The sequence below is a fragment of the Marinobacter sp. genome, assembly GCF_041984545.1.
Taxonomy (GTDB): Bacteria; Pseudomonadota; Gammaproteobacteria; order Pseudomonadales; family Oleiphilaceae; genus Marinobacter.
On sequence record NZ_JBHIXV010000007.1, the window covers coordinates 1 to 19501 of the forward strand.

16 protein-coding genes, 1 tRNA gene and 1 pseudogene are annotated in these 19501 nt (G+C 60.0%); 13 read left to right on the forward strand and 5 right to left on the reverse strand.

The window, feature by feature from the left end; all coding sequences use genetic code 11:
* The 5 genes from ACFC20_RS04895 to ACFC20_RS04915 all read left to right on the forward strand — a co-directional run.
* Positions 1 to 701: group II intron maturase-specific domain-containing protein (locus ACFC20_RS04895; RefSeq protein ID WP_375192024.1), on the forward strand; the 701-nt coding region annotated here is incomplete at its 5' end.
* A gap of 277 nt (positions 702 to 978) precedes the next feature.
* The gene (locus ACFC20_RS04900; RefSeq protein ID WP_375192025.1) at positions 979 to 1812 is read left to right on the forward strand and encodes a metal-dependent hydrolase; all 834 of its coding nucleotides are present in this window, start codon (positions 979 to 981) and stop codon (positions 1810 to 1812) included.
* A gap of 110 nt (positions 1813 to 1922) precedes the next feature.
* The gene (locus tag ACFC20_RS04905; protein ID WP_375192026.1) at positions 1923 to 2873 is read left to right on the forward strand and encodes a DegV family protein; all 951 of its coding nucleotides are present in this window, start codon (positions 1923 to 1925) and stop codon (positions 2871 to 2873) included.
* A 148-nt stretch (positions 2874 to 3021) separates the two neighbouring features.
* On the forward strand, positions 3022 to 4056 hold the full coding sequence (locus ACFC20_RS04910) for a hypothetical protein (protein WP_375192027.1): 1035 nt from the start codon (positions 3022 to 3024) through the stop codon (positions 4054 to 4056).
* Positions 4057 to 4097: 41 nt separating this feature from the next.
* Positions 4098 to 4745, forward strand: a complete 648-nt coding sequence (locus ACFC20_RS04915) for a LysE family translocator (RefSeq protein WP_375192028.1) — start codon at positions 4098 to 4100, stop codon at positions 4743 to 4745.
* Positions 4746 to 4847: 102 nt separating this feature from the next.
* On the opposite strand, the gene fdxA is transcribed toward ACFC20_RS04915, so the two are convergent.
* On the reverse strand, positions 4848 to 5171 hold the full coding sequence (gene fdxA, locus ACFC20_RS04920) for a ferredoxin FdxA (RefSeq protein ID WP_008170541.1): 324 nt from the start codon (positions 5169 to 5171) through the stop codon (positions 4848 to 4850).
* Between the two features lie 152 nt (positions 5172 to 5323).
* On the reverse strand, positions 5324 to 7945 hold the full coding sequence (gene mutS / locus ACFC20_RS04925) for a DNA mismatch repair protein MutS (protein ID WP_375192029.1): 2622 nt from the start codon (positions 7943 to 7945) through the stop codon (positions 5324 to 5326).
* Between the two features lie 82 nt (positions 7946 to 8027).
* On the opposite strand from mutS, the gene pncC reads away from it, so the two are divergent.
* The 3 genes from pncC to ACFC20_RS04940 all read left to right on the forward strand — a co-directional run bounded on the left by pncC (position 8028) and on the right by ACFC20_RS04940 (position 10676).
* Complete coding sequence (gene pncC, locus ACFC20_RS04930) at positions 8028 to 8528, forward strand: nicotinamide-nucleotide amidase (protein WP_375192030.1); 501 nt, start codon at positions 8028 to 8030, stop codon at positions 8526 to 8528.
* Between the two features lie 165 nt (positions 8529 to 8693).
* Entirely contained in the window at positions 8694 to 9740 is a 1047-nt protein-coding gene (gene recA, locus ACFC20_RS04935; RefSeq protein ID WP_091992052.1) for a recombinase RecA, read from the forward strand.
* A gap of 465 nt (positions 9741 to 10205) precedes the next feature.
* Entirely contained in the window at positions 10206 to 10676 is a 471-nt protein-coding gene (locus ACFC20_RS04940) for a flavodoxin family protein (RefSeq protein ID WP_375192031.1), read from the forward strand.
* Between the two features lie 18 nt (positions 10677 to 10694).
* On the opposite strand, the gene ACFC20_RS04945 is transcribed toward ACFC20_RS04940, so the two are convergent.
* Complete coding sequence (locus tag ACFC20_RS04945) at positions 10695 to 11072, reverse strand: PilZ domain-containing protein (protein WP_375192032.1); 378 nt, start codon at positions 11070 to 11072, stop codon at positions 10695 to 10697.
* 219 nt (positions 11073 to 11291) lie between these two features.
* Here ACFC20_RS04945 and ACFC20_RS04950 point away from each other — a divergent pair, with 219 nt between their 5' ends.
* From ACFC20_RS04950 to ACFC20_RS04960, 3 genes are read left to right on the forward strand one after another with little or no spacing between them, the layout of a single operon-like run.
* Positions 11292 to 13700: an AAA family ATPase gene (locus ACFC20_RS04950; protein ID WP_375192033.1), complete on the forward strand. Its 2409-nt coding sequence runs from the start codon at positions 11292 to 11294 to the stop codon at positions 13698 to 13700.
* Between the two features lie 40 nt (positions 13701 to 13740).
* Complete coding sequence (gene fixJ, locus ACFC20_RS04955) at positions 13741 to 14367, forward strand: response regulator FixJ (RefSeq protein ID WP_375192034.1); 627 nt, start codon at positions 13741 to 13743, stop codon at positions 14365 to 14367.
* A 45-nt stretch (positions 14368 to 14412) separates the two neighbouring features.
* Complete coding sequence (locus ACFC20_RS04960) at positions 14413 to 15990, forward strand: response regulator (protein ID WP_375192035.1); 1578 nt, start codon at positions 14413 to 14415, stop codon at positions 15988 to 15990.
* Here ACFC20_RS04960 and ACFC20_RS04965 read toward each other — a convergent pair.
* A complete protein-coding gene (locus tag ACFC20_RS04965; RefSeq protein ID WP_375192036.1) occupies positions 15987 to 16862 on the reverse strand; it encodes a MaoC/PaaZ C-terminal domain-containing protein in 876 nt (291 codons plus the stop codon). The two genes, ACFC20_RS04960 and ACFC20_RS04965, sit on opposite strands and share 4 nt — an antisense overlap.
* A 266-nt stretch (positions 16863 to 17128) precedes the next feature.
* On the opposite strand from ACFC20_RS04965, the gene ACFC20_RS04970 reads away from it, so the two are divergent.
* Positions 17129 to 18160 (forward strand): AraC family transcriptional regulator, encoded by a 1032-nt coding sequence (locus ACFC20_RS04970; RefSeq protein WP_375192037.1) that lies wholly within the window; start codon positions 17129 to 17131, stop codon positions 18158 to 18160.
* Between the two features lie 137 nt (positions 18161 to 18297).
* Positions 18298 to 18374, forward strand: a tRNA-Asp gene (locus ACFC20_RS04975).
* An 11-nt stretch (positions 18375 to 18385) separates the two neighbouring features.
* On the opposite strand, the pseudogene ACFC20_RS04980 reads toward ACFC20_RS04975, so the two are convergent.
* Positions 18386 to 19420 (reverse strand): annotated as a pseudogene (locus tag ACFC20_RS04980) (AraC family transcriptional regulator); the annotation flags it as partial.
* Positions 19421 to 19501 lie beyond the last annotated feature (81 nt).

The window sequence follows — 19501 nt, forward strand, 5'->3', positions numbered from 1 at the left end:
GTGGTGTGGTCATGGATCGGCACGAGGGCACGCCGCAAGGCGGGCCATTGTCGCCGTTGTTGGCCAACGTTCTGCTGGACGAGGTGGATAAAGTGCTGGAACGCCGGGGGCACTGCTTCGCCCGTTACGCCGATGACTGCAACGTCTACGTTCGCAGCCACAAGGCGGGAGAACGGGTCATGCAGTTACTCCGCCGCTGTTATGGAAAGTTGCGTCTGGTGATTAACGAAGCCAAGAGCGCGGTGACCAGCGTGTTCGGGCGCAAGTTCCTCGGCTATGCCCTGTGGCAAGGGAGGAACGCTGAGGTTCGACGCGCGGTATCCACCAGGGCGTTACAGGCGTTCAAGCTCCGGATCCGGCAACTGACCCGGGGATCAGGGGGTCGCAGTATTGAACAGGTGGTAGAGCAACTCCGCCGATACCTGCTCGGCTGGAAAGGGTACTTCAGGCTGGCGCAAACGCCACGCATCTGGCGATCACTGGATGAGTGGATACGTCGTCGTCTGAGAATGCTCCACCTCCGGCAGTGGCGGCGGGGTAAGACGATCTACCGGGAGCTGGTCCGGTTGGGTGCCAGTTCCTGGGTGGCTGAATCTGTGGCGGCTCTGAGTCGCCGCTGGTGGCACAACAGTCGCTCTGCCATCCACAATGTCCTGACGATTGCCTACTTCGACCGGTTGGGAGTGCCGAGACTCTCGTGAACCCTCAACGTCTCGAACCGCCCGGTGCGGACCCGCATGCCGGGTGGTGTGGGAGGGGTGGAGCCTCATGGCTCCCCCCTATCCCGATGCCGGTCGGGTTTTGCTGTTCGGCGCCTGGCTGTTTCTTTTTGACAAAATGTCATTTCGTGACAATTTGTCGAATTATTGCCCCTAACGCCTTCCTTCGCGCTGCTCGCCGGGTTTACACTGACCTTTCTGGTGAATTTTTGCCCGCTCTTCGTTCAGGATAACAACACAAGAAAAACGGGAGGCAGTTATGACCATCAGCTCCACGCCCGAGGGCGTCTCCGTTGAGCCCAGGCATCTGCGGTTCGATGTCAGCGAAGATCTGAAAACGCTCTGGCACGGCAACGACGCATTCCGTACCGCTTTTTTCAACGCGCTGTCGCTGCAGTTTCCCGACGGCGAGCAGCAGTTCATCAATGCCGTGAGGCTGTACCGTGACCGGATTGAAGACCCCAAGCTGAAAGCGGAAATCCGGGGCTTTATCGGACAGGAAGCCCTGCACAGCCGTGAGCACAGGGAATACAACGACGCTCTGAAGGCCCGTGGTTATGACATCGACGCCCTCGACCGGCGTTTTCGCAAGCACATGGAGTGGGTAGGCAAATTGCCCCCGAGCCGGCAACTGGCGGGCACCTGCGGTGCGGAACACTACACGGCGGTTCTGGCCAACGCCATTCTGCGACACCCGGAATGGATGGACGGGGCGTCGCCAACGATGGCCAGGCTCTGGCGCTGGCACGCCATTGAGGAAACCGAGCATAAATCGGTGGCCTTTGATGTCTACCGGGAATGCGTGGGCAACGAGCGCCTGCGCCGGATCGTGTTCCTGTTTGTCACCTGGAATTTCTTCAAGTACACCTTCCTGAATACCTGCAGCCTGCTCAAGACCGATGGCAAACTCTGGAGCCTGCGCACCTGGCTGGGCGGCATCAACTTTCTTTGGGGTAAGCCGGGCGTGTTGCGTACCTGCCTGCCCGAGTTCCTGGCATACTTTCGCAAGGGGTTTCACCCCTGGCAGCAGGACAACCGGGACTTGCTTGAGCGCACGCTCAAGGAGCTTGAGCTGGCGCCTCCGGCGGGTTAGCGTCTCGTTGCTGAAATTCTGGTCAGGTTGTGTAAGACTGGACGACACCAAAAATAATGACAATAAAGGGCGCTTCCGGCCAGGAAGCGGTCCGGAGCTGGAGGCCCGCCATGCGAGTTGGTTTGATCGTCGATTCCGCGTGTGATTTACCGTATGAATTCAGCAGAAAACACGACCTGTTTATCCTTCCCGTGACCGCCGTTATCGACGGCCAGACCTACATAGACGAACACGACCCGGTCCGAACCCAGGAGTTTTACCAGAGCGGCCTGTTGCAGAAAGGTCACGAGGCGGAAACCCGTGCGTTCAGTGCCGAGCAGATCCATGAGCTGTTCATGGAAAAGATTGTGACCCAGTTTGACCTTGCCATCTGCGAAACCGTAACCAAGACTCGCAGCCTGATTTTCCAGAACGCCACCGAGGCCATGAACAGCGTTCTGTCGAACTATGAACGGGCCAGGACGGCGGCCGGCCGCGAGGGTCGGTTTTTCATGCGGGTGATCGACAGCAAGCAGATTTTTGCCGGCCAGGGCTTGCTGGCGGCGCACACACTCCGTCTGATTGACCAGAAGCTGACCAAGAATGCGCTGCGGCACGAGGTGGAAGCCTTCACTGACAAGATCTACACCTGCGTGATTCCACGGGATCTGCACTACATTCGCGAGCGGGCCCGCCGCCGCGGCGACAAGAGTGTGTCGGCGCTGGTCGCGTTTCTTGGCAAGGCCCTGAATATTACCCCGGTCATCTTCGGTCAGGGGGCAGAGGGTCAGCCCGTTGCCAAGACCCGGAGCTTCGATGTGGCGGTGGAGAAGGTGATGAATTACGCCGCCGCACGGGTGGAAGCGGGTCTGCTGACCCCCTACGTGAGTCTTTCCTGCGGCCTGACCTGGACCGAAATTGAAGATCTTCCGGGGCTGAACCGCCTGCGCGATGCCTGCGAGCGTAACGGCGTTGAGCTGCTGCTTTCCCAGATGGGCATTACCAGCAGTATCTACGTGGGCCCCGGCAGCCTGTGCCTGGCCCTGGCCGCCGAGCCCCACAGCTTCAGCGACTTCCAGTAGCCTCTTCAAGACCTTCTCTCTGGCCGGATCGGGGGCTGACTGGCCCCCGTGCATCCCTTCGCCTGTAGTTTTGGCAAACCCGCCGGGCCATCGTTCGTGTTAGCCTCCGACCATCGGTTTTCACTTTAACCACAGGACATCTGACACCATGACCAAAGGCACAACGGATCTCGCCGACCAGTTGCTGGAGCAGCACGTAAAGCACGAGCTGGCCTCGCTGAAGGGTGCCAAACTGCGCAAGTTCCTCAAGCAGGAGCTGGAGGAACTCTGGCAACAGGCCGGTACGCTGACCCTTAACCGCGTGACCTCCGAGGATCAGGTGATGGGCGTGATTCACCGGATCGTGATGAACATGGAACTGGACGCCGGTATTCCTGAGCTGGCGGCGGAAATGGCGACAGAAGTGCTGAATGCGGATGTGCAGTCGACGACCACCCTGGGCGAGATCATTTCCCGCGAGCAGGCCACCGGCTTCCTGGAAGAGGCCCTCGAGTTGCGCCAGCAGCGGGAGCGGGTGATCAGCGAGATCATGTCTCATCCTGTGTATCAGGAACTGGTCGCCAATGTGGTGTACCACGGGCTGGTGAATTACCTGTACGAGGACAACCTGATCACCAAATCGGTGCCGGGCGTGGGCTCGATGATGAAATTCGGCAAGCGCATGGCCAACAGGGCGGTGCCGGGCCTGGACGAAACCTTCGAGCGTCGCCTCAAGGCCTGGCTGTCTGACAGCCTGCCGGGCCTGATCAGCCGCAGTGAGCAGTTCCTGCACAAGGCGTTGTCGGATGACGAGCTTCGGGACAGCGTAATGGCGGCCTGGGTGGCTGTGGAGGATCGTACCATTGCCGAGCTCCAGGAAGGGCTGGGCGATGTGGAGCTGCAGGAGTTTGTGGTGCTGGGCTACGAGTTCTGGCTGCAGTTCCGCAAAACCCCTTACTTCGAGGGCTGTGCCCGGGCGGTGGTCGCGCATCTGTTCGAGAAGTACGGTGACCGGCCCGTGGTTGACCTGCTGGGCGACGTTGGTGTGAGCCAGGAGGTGATCATGGCCGAAATCGACGCCTACGCAATTCCGGTTATAGACGTGTTGCGGGAAGAGGGCTATGTTGAAGCCCTGATCCGCCGACGACTGACGCCGTTCTACAAGTCTGCCGCGGCAAAGAAGATTCTCCAGCAGGAGGCCTGATCAGGTCGCGGCCTCCTGATGTGCTTTGAGGAGGCAGTGCCATGATCTCCGATCTGTTCTGGGCCTATCTGGTCGCCATTACCCTGCTTACCATCACACCGGGAGTCGATACGCTCCTGGTGATGCGCAATACCGGTCGGGGTGGTTTGCGGGATGGTTGCGCGACCAGTGTCGGCATCTGCAGCGGCCTGTTCATTCACGCGACGCTCTCTGCCCTCGGCATCTCCCTGCTGCTGGTAGAGACTGCCTGGGCCTTTACCGCCCTGAAGTGGGCCGGTGCCCTCTATCTGATCTGGCTGGGTATTGGTTCGCTGCGCCAGGCGTTTCGCCGGAGCCGGGCGGCTCCTGACAGTGCGACCGCAGACGTGCCCGCGTCAATCGCTCGAAGGCATGTGGGCCTGGCGGTGTCGTTTCGGGAGGGCGTACTCTCCAACGTTCTGAATCCCAAAACCGCGTTGTTCTATATGGCGCTGCTGCCGCAGTTTATTGATCCTGCCGGAAATGCCTTCCAGCAATCGCTGCTGCTGGCCGGGGTGCACTTCCTGCTGGCGATGGTGTGGCAATGTGGCCTGGCGTGGGTGGTGGTCACCTTCCGCAGCCTGGGGGTTAACGCCCGGCTGAAAAAGCTGCTCAACGGCCTGACCGGTGGATTCTTCGTTGCCATGGGTGCCAAGCTGGCCAGCAGCTGAGAACAAGCGAGCGCGGCCGGGCGCCGTAACTGCTCAAAGAAAAAGGGAAGCCGAGGCTTCCCTTTTCTGTTCCGGTGCTTTTTTCGTTCCAGCGCCAGCGTGTTACTTCTCCAGGTACTGGAGCTTGTTCGGCTTGCCGTCCCACTCCTCGGCATCCGGCAGCGGGTCCTTCTTCTCGGTGATGTTCGGCCACTTGGCGGCCAGATCGGCATTGAGCTCCACAAACTGGACCTGGTCGGCAGGCAGCTCGTCTTCGGAGAAAATGGCCTCGGCCGGGCACTCGGGCTCGCACAGGGCGCAGTCGATACACTCGTCCGGATCAATTACCAGGAAGTTCGGTCCTTCGTAGAAACAATCTACCGGGCAGACTTCCACGCAGTCTGTGTATTTGCACTTGATGCAGTTATCAGTAACGATAAACGCCATAGTCAGATCCCTGGTCCAGTGGTCGGTCAATCTCATCAGGAGCACCGTTCGGAGCCCCACCGTTATATTTTAGTGCGCGATATTGTAGGGAGGGACCCTCACAGCCGCAAGCGTTGCCCTGCTATAACCTTATTACCCAGATCAACTCGCTGCTATTTTTTCAGTAACTCTTTCAATTCGTACAGCCGGTTCATGGCTTCCCGGGGCGTGAGATCATCCACATCCAGCGCTTTCAGTGCCTCTTCCACGGCGCTGGGCTCCAGACTGGCAAACATGTCGCCCTGGTAGACGGGCTCGCTGGCCTTCGGGGCAGCCGGTGCTGGAGCAGGCCGGGTTATATCCTGACTGCCTGGCGTGGCCGGGCTGGCGCTGCCTTCCAGATGGGACAGCTGTGCCTTGGCATTGCGGATCACGTCCTGGGGCACCCCGGCCAGTTTTGCCACCTGCAGGCCGTAGCTCTGGCTGGCGGGGCCATCGTGCACGTTATGCAGAAATACGATGCTGTCATCGTGCTCGGTGGCTGTCAGGTGCACGTTCACCGCGTGCTGCAGGTCGTCGGCCAGCTGCGTCAGTTCGAAATAATGGGTGGCAAACAGGGTATAACAGCGGATTTCCCGGGCCAGGTGTTCGGCGGTGGCCCAGGCCAGTGACAGGCCATCAAAGGTGCTGGTGCCCCGGCCCACCTCGTCCATCAGCACCAGGCTGTGCTCGGTGGCGTTGTGCAGGATGTTGGCGGTTTCGGTCATTTCCACCATGAAAGTAGAGCGGCCACCGGCAATGTCGTCGGAGGACCCCATGCGGGTGAAGATACGGTCTACCGGTCCGATCACCGCCCGGTTGGCGGGCACGAAGCTGCCGGTGTAGGCGAGCAGGGCGATGAGTGCCGCCTGACGCATGTAGGTGGACTTACCGCCCATGTTGGGGCCGGTGATCACCAGCATGCGCCGCTGGGTGTCCATCAACAGATCGTTGGGCACAAAGGGCTCGTCCAGCAGCTGTTCAACCACCGGATGACGGCCCTCCTCGATATCAAACCCGGGCGATTCGCTGAATTCCGGCGCCGAGAACCGCAGTGAGGTAGCCCGCTCGGCAAAGTTGCTGAGCACATCCAGCTCTGCCAGGGCCTGGGCCGCGTCCTGCAGTGGCGCCAGCTGCTCGGCCACGGTTTCCAGCACCTCGTCGTACAGGCCCTTTTCCCGGGCCAGGGCCCGGCTTTTGGCGCTCAGGGCCTTGTCCTCGAACTCCTTCAGCTCCGGGGTGATAAAGCGCTCGGCGTTTTTCAGGGTCTGGCGGCGAATGTAGTCCGCCGGCGCCTGGGCCGACTGGGCCCGGGTAATTTCAATGTAGTAGCCGTGCACCCGGTTATAGCCCACTTTCAGGGTGCTGATGCCGGTGCGCTCGCGCTCACGGGTCTCCACATCCAAGAGGTACTGGCCGGCGTTCTCGCTGATGTTGCGCAACTCATCCAGCTCTTCGTCGAAGCCCTCCCGGATCACGCCGCCCTCGCGAATCACCACCGGTGGATTATCGATGATCGCCCGTTCCAGCAGGTTGGCCAGTTCGGGGTACTCGCCAATGGTGGTGGCCAGCTTGACCACGTGGTGGGAGTTAACCGGCTTCAAGGCTTCCTGCAACTCCGGCAGGGCCTGGAAGGCGTCGCGCAGGCGCGCCAGGTCCCGTGGACGGGCCGAGCGCAGCGCCACCCGCGCCAGTACCCGTTCAATGTCGCCCACGGCTTTGAGCAGATCGTGCACCGGCTCGTAGTGGAACCCGTCCAGCAGCGCGGAAACCGCCTGCTGGCGCTGGCGCACAATCTCCACGTCACGCAACGGCCGGTTCAGCCAGCGCCGCAGTTCGCGGCCACCCATGGCGGTGGCGGTGCGGTCCATCACCCAGGCCAGTGTGTACTGGTGGCCGCCCATCAGGTTGGTGTCGATCTCGAGGTTGCGGCGGCTGGCGGCGTCGAGGATGACGGCCTCGTCGCGGCGCTCGCGGGTCAGCTTGCGAATGTGGGGCAGGGCGGTACGCTGGGTTTCCCGGGCGTATTGCAACAGGCAGCCGGCGGCGCAGATGGCCAGGTGCAGGTCTTCACAGCCAAAACCGGTGAGGTCGCGCACCTGGAGCTGCTGGGTAATCACCCGCCGGGCGGTGTCGGATTCGAACAGCCAGGGACCCTGGCGCCGGATGCCGGTGAAGCCCTCCAGGATCTCCTCGAAGGGGAAATCCTCGCTGATCAGGATCTCTGCCGGCCTCAGCCGCTGGAGCTCACCCTGCAGGGCCTCAAGATTCTCCAGTTCAGACACCGCAAACCGGCCGCTGGAGATGTCCAGGGAGGCAAAACCGAACTGTTCCCGGTTGTTGAAGATGGCCACGAGCAGGTTGTCGCGGCGGTCTTCGAGGTACGCGTCGTCGCTCAGGGTACCGGGGGTGACAATGCGCACCACCTGGCGCTCGACCGGCCCCTTGCTGGTGGCCGGGTCGCCGATCTGCTCGCAGATGGCGATGGATTGACCCGCCCGAACCAGCCGGGCAATGTAACCCTCAGAGGAATGGTAGGGGATACCCGCCATGGGAATGGGGTTGCCGCCGGACTGGCCCCGGGCGGTGAGCGTAATGTCCATGAGTTCGGCCGCTTTCTTGGCGTCCTCGTAGAACAGCTCATAGAAGTCGCCCATCCGGTAAAACACCAGTTCATTGGGGTGCTGGCCCTTGATCTTCAGGTACTGCTGCATCATCGGGGTGTGCTTGGAAAGATCGGTCTGAGCTGCTGACATGAACGGGTCCGGTTCGCCTGGCTTTGGGTGAAGGCGTGAATTGTAAGAAAATAACCGCCGCGATGAAACGAAGGAGGTCATTATGCTGGCCAGCGATCAGCAATTGGAAGACGCGGGCAACCGCCTGGGCGACCGGCTGCTTGGTACCGGCCGCACGGTAGCCACTGCCGAGAGTTGTACCGGTGGCTGGGTGGCCAAGGTGTTGACGGATCGGGCCGGGTCCTCGGCCTATGTGCTTGGTGGCCTGGTGACCTATAGCAACGAGGCCAAGCAGTCGCTGTTGGGCGTTACAAAGAAATCCCTGGATGAGCACGGCGCGGTCAGCGAGCCCGTGGTGCGCGAGATGGTGGCCGGCGCCCTGGCCGCCACGGGCGCCAGCGTGGCGGTGGCCATCAGTGGTGTGGCCGGCCCTGGCGGAGGCAGTGAGGAAAAACCGGTGGGCACGGTCTGGTTTGCCTGGGGCAGCAGCCCGGCGAGCACGGTGGCGGTGGTCAGGCATTTCGAGGGCGACCGGGATCAGGTGCGTCGGCAGGCCGTTCTCTATGCGCTTCAGGGGGTTACCGACTTTCTGGGTGAAGTCTGACCGATTTCACTGCCGCAGGGGTTGGTCTCCTTTTCCGGTTATGTTTTAATACTGTTCAAATATACAGGGATTGCTCAGGTTTTTGCTGTACGGCGTCCCGGTTCACGATTCCGCTGTCAGGTTCCAGAGAGAACTGATGGCCCAGGCGAAAGAGGGTTTGCACTGATGGAAGACAACCGCAAGAAAGCATTGAGCGCAGCACTTGGGCAGATCGAGCGCCAGTTTGGTAAAGGCGCGGTCATGAAAATGGGCGATCAGCCCCGTGAGGCCATTCCTGCGGTGTCCACCGGTTCCCTTGGTCTGGATGTGGCCCTGGGTATTGGCGGGCTTCCCTATGGTCGGATCTGTGAGATCTACGGCCCGGAAAGCTCCGGTAAAACCACACTGACCCTGCAGGTGATTGCCGAGGCCCAGAAGGCAGGCAAAACCTGCGCCTTCGTGGACGCCGAGCATGCGCTTGATCCGGTTTACGCCGAGAAGCTGGGTGTGAATGTTGACGAACTGCTGGTATCCCAGCCGGATACCGGTGAGCAGGCGCTGGAAATCGCCGACATGCTGGTTCGCTCGAACGCCGTCGATGTCATCATCGTCGACTCGGTAGCGGCCCTGACCCCGAAAGCGGAAATCGAGGGCGAAATGGGCGACAGCCACGTTGGCCTGCAGGCGCGACTGATGTCCCAGGCCCTGCGAAAGCTGACCGGTAACGTCAAGCACGCCAACTGCCTGATGATCTTCATCAACCAGATCCGCATGAAGATCGGCGTGATGTTCGGCAGCCCGGAAACCACCACCGGCGGCAACGCCCTGAAGTTCTACTCCTCCGTGCGTCTCGATATCCGCCGCATTGGCTCGGTGAAGGAAGGCGACGAAGTGGTCGGCAACGAGACCCGGGTCAAGGTGGTCAAGAACAAGGTATCACCGCCGTTCAAGCAGGCAGAATTCCAGATTATGTACGGCAAGGGCATCTACCACATGGCCGAGGTGCTCGACATGGGCGTCAAGGAAGGCTTTGTGGACAAGTCCGGCGCCTGGTACGCCTACAACGGTGACAAGATCGGCCAGGGCAAGGCCAACGCCTGCAAGTTCCTCGAAGAGAACCTCGACATCGCCAACGAGATCGAAGCCAAGGTTCGTGACAAGCTGATGCCCAAGCCGACCGCCAAGAAAGAGGCGGAAGAGGCGCCGGCGGAAGCCAACGGCGAGCTGCTCTAACATTTCCCGGCGGGCAGGCGGTGCGGTGGCAGGGTGAGAGTCCACCCGTGCTGCCCATCGCTGGCCCCGCGCCGGCTGTCTCTGTCGCCTCTGTTCACCGAGAACAGAGGCGCTTCAAGCGCCTTTCGGAAATGCCCCGGCTCGGCGCCGATGTCTTCTTCCAATCGCCTGAGATAGTCTGCACCTCCGGCTTGTGCAAGCTGATTCCTGATCCATTGTCGATGTTGCAGTCGACGGACAAAATTCCGGAATGATCTGAAGTTGATCTGGCGCATGGGTTCTTCCTCCCTGTTGCTGTTTGTCCATACTAGGCTCATGGCTTGCCCGGGTATCGAGTCAGATCCGTGGTTTCATTCCGGTACAGGTTGCCAGGATTGCAGGTCTGTACTGCTCGAAATTTGACCATCTGTGCTCTTCGGTCCGGTGGCGGCCCGTCAACGGCAATTCCGAAACTGGGAACTTGTTATGGAAGCGCAAAAAAAACTGCTGGTGGTTGCCCATGCACCTTCCCCGAACACCCTGAAACTCAGGCAGGCGGTGGTGGACGGCGCTCGCCACGAAGACATTGAAAATGTTGAGGTGCGGGTTCTGTCACCACTTGAGGCCGGGCCGGAGGATGTGATGGCGTGCGATGCCATTATCCTGGGTACCACCGAGAATCTTGGCTACATGAGTGGGGCGCTCAAGGACTTTTTCGATCGGAGCTATTATCCCTGCCTGGAGAAGACCGAGGCCTTGCCGTTTGCCTGTTACATTCGCGCTGGTCACGATGGCACCGGTACCCGCAGGGCCATCGAGAGCATCACCACCGGGCTGCGCTGGAAGCGAATTCAGGAGCCACTGATTTGCCGGGGCGACTACCGTGATGAGTTTGAGGAGCAGTGTCGGGAGCTGGGGTTGTACGTGGCGGCCAGTCTGGACGCGGGGCTGATCTGAGTTGCCGTTTAACGCAGCTCAGCTCGCGAAGCGGTTATAGAATCCTTCAATCCGGGAAAGGGCGTTATCGACAGTACGGGAATAGCCTTTCGGATCCTGGCAATAGCTGAACTGTACGCTGACCCGGTAGCCGGTCTGGTAGGGCTGACAATCCACGACTCTGGCACCCACCCGCGACTCGCTGATGTATTTGCCGTCGAAGTCCAGGAACAGTCTTGCCCCCCGCTCCACCGGGCGAGGACAGAGAACGGCCATCCCATAACGATTCAGATCCAGGCAGGTTACCGGTGTGGCGTGCTTGCCCCGGCCGAAAAAACCACGTTCACGAAGGCGAACCTTCAGGCAGGAGGCGGGGTAGCGGTCCTTGATTCTGCGGTCGGCGGAATCACTCGTCATACGCGGGCATCCGTTGCGTGCATCGTATTTTTGTTGTCGGGAGACGAAGTGTAGTCAAGGCCCTGCTGGCTGAAAAATGAACGGTCGCAGAAGTGTGAACCACCTAACATATTTCCGGTGGCCGCCAAGGCCGGGCGAAATCTTTTCGGCGAACGCGACAGGGCCGCCTCCAGAAACTACAATGACCGGCCAATGTGTTAACCGCTACAGGAACCAATCTTGAAGTCACTGCCTCTGCATCAGCTCTACAAAGCCTGTGTCCTCAAGGACCTGCCGTTCAAGACCACCCGCCAGCTGGAACCCCTGGCTGAAATCGTTGGCCAGAACCGTGCCCAGGAAGCGGTACGTTTTGCCCTGGCGATGCCCCATGGTGGATATAACGTGTATGCAGTGGGCCGGAACGGCCTTGGCAAGCGCACCATGATGCTCCGGTACCTGGAGCACCATGTGGATACGGATCAGCAAAGCCATGACTGGTGCTACGTGGCCAACTTTGAGGAGCCGCGCATTCCCCGGCTGCTGCAGTTGCCCGCGGGCAAGGCGACCGAGCTCAAACAGGACATGGAAAAGCTGATGAGTCGCCTGGTGAAGGTGGTTCCCCAGACCTTCGACAGCGACAGCTTCCTCGAGCGCTCGGAGCAGCTCAAGAACGAGTACGGCAAGAAGCAGGAAGATGAGCTCGAGAAAGTGGCGGCGCAGGCCAAGCGCAAAAAAGTGAGCTTGACTGTGACCACGCCGGGCGGTTACCGGCTGGTGGCCATGAACGGTGATGAACCGCATACCGCCGAGTCCTTCCAGGCGTTGTCCCAGGAGCAGCGGGACAAATTCGAGGATGCCATCAACAAGCTTGAGAAAAAGCTCCGGCAGGCCCTCCGTAAACTGGCCGACTGGGAGCAGGAGTATGCGGAGAAGCAGCAGGCATTGAACCAGGAAACCCTGGAGAGCATCTCTGGCCACCAGATTGACGAGCTGATCGAAAAGTACCGGGATCTGCCTGACGTGGTGGCCTACTTCGAGGCAGTCCGGGCCGATATGGTGGAGAACCTGGATATCTTCCTGGATGACAACGAAGAGCAGGCGGCGATTGCCTACGCCTCCCTCGACAAGAAGATGCCGCGGCGTTACCTGGTCAACGTGCTCGTGCACCAGAAAACCAACGAGGTGCCGGTGGTGGTGGAAGACAACCCCACCTACCACAACCTGTTTGGCTATGTGGAAAACGTTACCTACAAGGGCACAGTGTTCACGGATTTCTCCCTGATACGCCCCGGCAGCCTGCATAGGGCCAATGGCGGCTATCTGCTGATGGATGCCATCAAGGTGCTGGAGCAACCCTTCGTCTGGGACGGCTTGAAGCGGGCACTGCGTTCCCGATCCATACAGATCAACTCCCTGGAGCGGGAAATGACTCTGTCCGGCACGATTTCCATCGAACCGGAATCGGTACCGCTGGATGTCAAGATTGTTCTTTTTGGCGATCGTGAAACCTGGATGCTGCTGCAGGAATACGATTCCGAGTTCGCCGAGCTGTTTCGGGTAACGGCCGATTTTGAAAATGAAATGTACCGGTCCGACGACAGCCAGCTGTTGTACGCCAAGTTCATTGCCAGCCTGGTGAGCGAGAAAAAACTGCTGCACTGTTCCAACAAGGCAGTGGCAAGGGTCATCGAGCACAGCGCGCGCATGGCAGAGCACCAGGACAGGCTCTCGTTGCATGCGGCAGATATTGCCAACCTGCTTCGGGAATCGGATTTCTGGGCGAGACAGGCCGGCGCAAAACTGATCCAGGATGTTCACGTGGAGCGGGCACTGGAGAGTGCCCGGTACCGTAGCAGCCGTATTCGCGACCAGTTCTATAACTCCATCCGTGATGGCTCGACGCTCGTATCTACCACGGGCAAGACCATCGGGCAGGTCAACGCGCTGTCCGTGTTGTCTACCGGTGGCTTTGAATTCGGCTTGTCCAACCGGGTGACGGCCACCTGCTATTATGGAGATGGCGCGGTGATGGATATCGAGCGGGATGTGAAGCTCGGCGGCAACCTGCATTCCAAGGGGGTGATGATCCTCAGCTCCTGGTTGTCGTCGCATTTTGCGGTGACGGACCCCATGCATCTCTCGGCCAGCCTGACCTTCGAGCAGAATTATGGTGAGGTGGATGGTGACAGCGCCTCACTGGCAGAGCTGTGTGCGCTGATTTCCGCCCTCTCGGGTGTGCCTGTGCGACAGGATCTGGCGATTACCGGCTCGGTGAACCAGTTTGGTGAGGTTCAGCCCATCGGTGGCGTGAACGAGAAGGTAGAGGGCTTTTTCACCACCTGTCAGCTCAAGGGTGGGTTGTCGGGCACGCAGGGCGTGATTGTCCCGACCACCAACGTGCAGAACCTGATGCTCGACAGCGAGGTTGTTCAGGCGGTACGGGAGGGGCGCTTTGCGGTGTATGCGGTGTCCCGGGTTGAAGAGGCTGTCACCCTGTTGCTTGGCAAGCCTGCGGGCAAGGCCGATGACAAAGGCAGGTACCCCAAACAGAGCGTTTTTGGCATTATCCAGCAACGACTTGAAAAAATGCGGGAACACGAGCGTCAGGAACACGCCCGTGATGACCATAAAGACCCGTCAATTCACTGACCGGCGACGAACAAGAAAACGGACAGGAGAGAACACATCCATGACTGACATCCAGCAAACCGTATTCGTGGTAGAGGACGACGAAGCAGTCCGCGATTCCCTGGAGCTGCTGCTGAAATCCGACGGCAAGCCGGTCAAGACCTATGAGAGTGCCACCGCTTTCCTGAAGGACTATTCCGACAAGATGGCCGGCTGCATTGTGCTGGATATCCGTATGCCGGGTATGGACGGTATGGAGTTGCAGAAAAAGCTCAATGAAAAGCACTCGATTCTGCCGATCATCTTTGTGACCGGGCACGGCGATGTGCCCATGGCGGTTGATGCCATGAAGGAAGGCGCAGTGGACTTCATCCAGAAGCCCTACCGTGAGGAAGCGCTGCTGGAGAAGATCGAGGCGGCCCTGAAGCAGGACCTGGAGCAGCGTAAGTCACTGGATGAAAAACAGGAGATCATCCGTCGCATCAAGAGCCTGACCCCCCGGGAACACGAGATCATGGACCGGATGATTGCCGGTCAGGCCAACAAGGTAATTGCCATTGAGCTTGAGATCAGTCAGCGGACGGTGGAAATCCATCGCTCCCGCGTCATGCACAAAATGGGAACCCATTCCCTCGCACATCTCGTCCGTATGGTCCTGTCCGTAAAGGACCTTATCGACGCACGGTGATCCCGGCGCCATCATACGGTTACTTTTCTAACCGGTCCGACAACTATGACTGAAGCTGTCAGCGAGAACTCGGAGGTGACGGTTCTGCTCGTGGACGATAACCCGCAGAACCTCAAAGTCCTCTATGAGACCCTGAAAGACAAAGGCTACCGACTGCTCATTGCCAACGAGGGCGAGAAAGCCCTCGACCTTGCACACCGTCACCAGCCAGAGGTGATTCTCCTCGACATCATGATGCCGGAAATGGACGGTTACGAAGTCTGCCAGCGGCTCAAGACCGATCCCCAGACCGCTGACTGCGCTGTGGTCTTCCTGTCTGCCCTCGACGACCTGCAGGCGAAGGTGAAGGGTTTCTCCCTGGGTGGCGCCGACTATATTTCAAAGCCGTTCCAGTCTCAGGAAGTGATTGCCCGGGTGAAAACCCACGCCAGCGTCATTCGTCTCGAGCGGCAGCTGCAGGCGCGGAACCGGGAGCTGCAGAGCGACCAGACCCGCATTCTCAACTCCATCAGTGAAGGCATTTACGGACTGGATGAGAATGGCATTATCGAGTTTGCCAACCCGGCCGCGGCCGCCATTGTTGGTTGCCCGGTTGACGAGCTGATCGGCCGCAATTTTTTTGAAACTCACTTTGCCACCTCTGCCGCTTGCCCGGACAGTCTGCCTGTTCGGGCTACCTGCCAGCAGGGCGTGGCGGAGAACCAGCGGGACATCCGGATGCTGCGTGCCGACGGCACCGGTTTTCCGGCTGAGTATCGCTCCACGCCGAAGCTGGATGCCGATGAGCTCCATGGCGCCGTTGTGGTTTTCCGCGACATTACCGCCGAGCTGGACAGTGAACGGGCCCTGGAAGAGGCCAGGCAGCTGGTGCAGGAGCAGCGGGACCAGCTTGCCCACACCTCGCGCCTGACCACCATGGGAGAGATGGCGGCTGGCGTCGCCCACGAGGTGAATCAGCCGCTCACAGCCATAACCAACTACGCCCGGGTGGCCAAGCGGATGATGGCCAAGGAAAGCCCCGATATGGATCTGCTTCGGGAAACCCTGGACAAGATCGAGGCCCAGTCCCACCGGGCCAGCGAGATCATTCGCAGGATCCGCCGGTTCATGAAGAAACCGGCCACCGGCAAGGAAGTTCTGTCGGTATCGGCATTGCTTGAGGATACCCGCCAGTTCGCCGAGGTGGATATGCGCAACAACAAGGGCGCTATCTCTCTTGAGGTGCCGGATGATATGCCGGAGGTGCTGGCGGATCCCATCCAGGTTCAGCAGGTGGCTCTCAACCTCATCCGCAACGCCCTGGAAGCAACCAGCAGTATTGACTCAGACGCGCCCGTGGAGGTCAGCGCCCGGGTTCAGGGGGGCAGCTGTGTGCGTATCCAGGTTCGGGATCACGGAATGGGGCTGTCTCCCGACGCTGAGGAAAAGCTGTTTTTGCCGTTTTTCACCACCAAGGACGAGGGCATGGGCATCGGGCTTTCAACCTGCCGCTCCCTCATTCAGGCCCAGGGCGGTGATATCGGGTTTGAGCGCCCCGAAGACGGCGGCGCCTGCTTCTATTTCACCCTGCCGGTCGCCGGGGCGGAGGGTTCTCCCTGCGCACCGGAGGATTCGGACTCCTAGAGCCAGTCGATGCGCCCGGTAAGATGGGGCGCATCGCCCTTGCCATTCAACACCTGATAATCCCAGCCGCTTGGGCCGCTTCGCCAGTTCAACTGGGCCGTGCCAGGCAGGAACAGCGGCTTCTTGAACTGACAGCTCACACTCAGGGCCCCCGATTTCCAGCCGGGCTGCCGCTCCAGTAGCGCCAGGGCGTGGGCTTTGGTCCACATGCCGTGCGCGATAGCCCGCGGAAAGCCAAAGGCCCGGGCACTCAGAGCGTGCATGTGGATGGGGTTGCTGTCGCCCGAAACCCGCGCATACTGGCGTCCGATCGATTCCGGCGCTTTCAGGTTCAGGGTATCCGGGAATCGCTCCAGCTCTCTTGGCGGCTTGCCGCCACCGGATTGGCCGTTGCCGCTGGCCTGCCGGAAGAGGGTAGTGCTTGCTTCTTCCCAGATCAGCTGGCCGGCCGAGTGGGCCTGCGTGATAAGATCGAATTCAACTCCCCGTGAAGATTTTGTGGTGTTCCCCAGCGCGACGTTCAGGTCGAGCGTTTCCCCGTGTCCGATCGGTCGGTGCTGGGTGATGGTGTTGCGCAGGTGTACCAGTCCCAGCAGGGGCAGGGGGAATCGGTCATCCGTCAGCAGCTTCAGATGCAGGGGAAAGGCAAGAATATGGGGCCAGGTCACGGGCACGTGGTGATGGCTGGCAAAGCCACAGACCTGCTGGTACTTGCGGAGTTTGTCGGTGGCGGTTGCCACGCCGACCAGGCGGGCGGAGAGCTCAGGAATGACGATGGAATCTCCCGAATGCTTCTTTTTGGGGAGCAGAGCCTTGCCGTAGAGAGGCAGCAAAGCCGGCGGCGTGCCGTGGTAGACAAGAGGCTCGGGCATAGGTGACTCCTTGTGCGTCCTGTGGCGGGCCGGGCGGAACCATAACGGGGGGTTCTGTCGCGCAGATACCGCTTATTTTTACAATTTGGTACAACTCTCCGGTCGTGGCCTGATATGCTCTGATAACAGGCGAACGCCCGGGAGTGTGTATTCTATATACTCGATTAGTCTGGCAGAAACCGTCGGGCAGGGCATTGACCTGGGGTTTCCCGGTGTTTGTCCAGCCGGTCAAGGTATCAGTTAACGAATAAGAAAAGCGGGATCTTATGCAGGAACTTCGTGACGCGGGCGTGATGTTGCGCCTGATCTATGAGGCGATGAAGAAGCAGGGAGTTGATACGGACGCCATCTTCAGTCGCCTGGGGGTGGATGAGAACTACGTCTACACCGAGCAGCTGCGAACACCCCACAGCGCCCAGATGTATTTCTGGCAGGCCGTTGAGGAGGTGTCCGGAGATCCCGATGTCGGCCTTCATCTGGGACAGTTGCTGCCAGCCTACAAGGGGCAGGTGCTCGAATACCTGTTCCTGAGCAGTCCCACCTTCGGCGAAGGGCTGCGCCGCGCACAGAACTACCAGCGGTTGCTCAGCGACGCCGCCAACACCGATTTCTTTATCGAGGGCGATGATGCCTGCATGGTGCTGGACGCCGCCTCCGATGACGTTCGCCGCCTCAAACACTTCAACGAGTGCTTTGTTCAGGGGCTGATTACTTTCTTCAAGTCCATCACAGACGGCAGTTTCTACCCATCGCGCATCGAGTTCGAACACGAGCGTGCAGAAGGGCAGGACCATGTGCGGGAAGTGCTTGGCTGCGATGTGACCTTCGGCGCAGAGGAAAACCGGCTTTACTTCCCGGCCAAGTTGCTTTCTCACGCTTCGCCGCACGCCGAGCCAGAACTGCTGGACCTGCACGAGCGTTTCGCCAGTGAGCAGGTGGCGCGTCTGGAGAAAAAGGACATCGTTGGGCAGGTTGAGCGAATTGTCGCCGAACTGCTCGACAGTGGCGAAGTCACCCTCGATGCCGTGGCCGAGAGGCTGGGTATCAAGGCCCGGACCCTGCGCACGCGCCTAACGGAAGCAGAAACCAGTTTTAACCAGGTGCTGGCCGATTTCCGTTACCGTCTCGCCCGTCAGCTGCTGGCCACCACCGACGAGTCCATTGACGAAATCGTCTACCTGACTGGCTTCTCCGAGCCCAGCACCTTCTACCGGGCGTTCAAGCGCTGGTCCGGCATGACCCCGATCGAATATCGCAAAACCGCACAGGGTAAGGATGCGATGGTCGATGCCATGTAACGGCTGGCCATCCACCAATTTTTTTCAGAAAAAACGTTGACATGGCAGGGCGCCTCTTTATAATGCGCCCTCGTTGTCACAGAGCAGTCACACCCCTGATTGCACCGCCTGTTCAAGGTTCCTGTGATGCGCCGCACGGAGCGGTAGTTCAGTTGGTTAGAATACCGGCCTGTCACGCCGGGGGTCGCGGGTTCGAGTCCCGTCCGCTCCGCCATTTTTACTCTCCCTTTTTCGATGCTCTCCCGGGCTCAGGTTGAACCACCGCCGATACGCCTTGTGAAACGCAGGCGGGTTCGCGAAACCAAGCAGCCAGGCAATTTCCGCAAGCGATGTATCTGTCTCCCGGATGTAATCCCGCGCCAGTTGCTTTCGTGTTTCGTCAACCAGCTCCCGGAAGCCGGTGCCCTCCGAGGCCAGCAACCGCTGCAGGGTCCAGGGCGCCACGCCAAGTTTCATGGCAATGGTCTGAAGGTCCGGTGTTTCACCCCGGAACAGGGGAGTGAGCAGGTTCTTCACCCGGTCTTTGGTGGTCCAGCCTTTCTCGATTTGCTGACGTTCGCCCTCACACTGGCGTACCAGGTGTTCATGCATGGCCGGTTGTGCCTGCAGGCTCTGCATCTCCCAGATCTCGCGACGCACCGTGATGCTGTTGGTTGCAGCGCCGAAGTGCACCGGGCAGCGAAACCAGCCTTCGAACAATTCGTCCTGCCCGATGGAGGGGTATTCAATGCTGACTCGTTCCAGGACGTCGTAGCGACCGCTGATAGCGCGAAGGAACTGGGTCCAGGCGGCAAGTACCGAATCCACCACAAAATAGTTGAAGCTGTTGTAGGGCCGGATGGAATAAAAGCAGGCCTGCCTGGCGTCCGGGCGCACCGAGGGCGTGCCCCGGCTGTTCCGGCTGGTTAGAAGGGCATAGCGTATCAGTGTACTGATGGCAGCGCCCACGGTGCCGGCGGTTTCACCGGCAAGACCGGCGAGGCCCGCGTCTACCGGTCGCGACAGCGCCCCCATGCGCAGTCCGAGGGCAGGGTTGCCTGTGACGTCGATGGCCGCATGGCCGAGCCGCATGAAACGCGGGATGCTAATCCTGGCATCCGGCGAGTTCAGGGTCTCACTGTCAAGCTGGAAGCGGGATGCCAGTTCAGCGGTATCGGCGCCCTCTGCCGCTGCGGCGCGCATCAGTACGGAGACATAGAGAACACTGATGTCGCCGAGCGAATTACGGGGCACCGGCTGGAGGGATCGGGGTTCGCTCATTGAAGCCTTTGTCTGACATGTTATCCAAAGATAATAGAATGTTATTCCTGGATATTGCTGGGGGCAAGGGGTGGCGGTAGC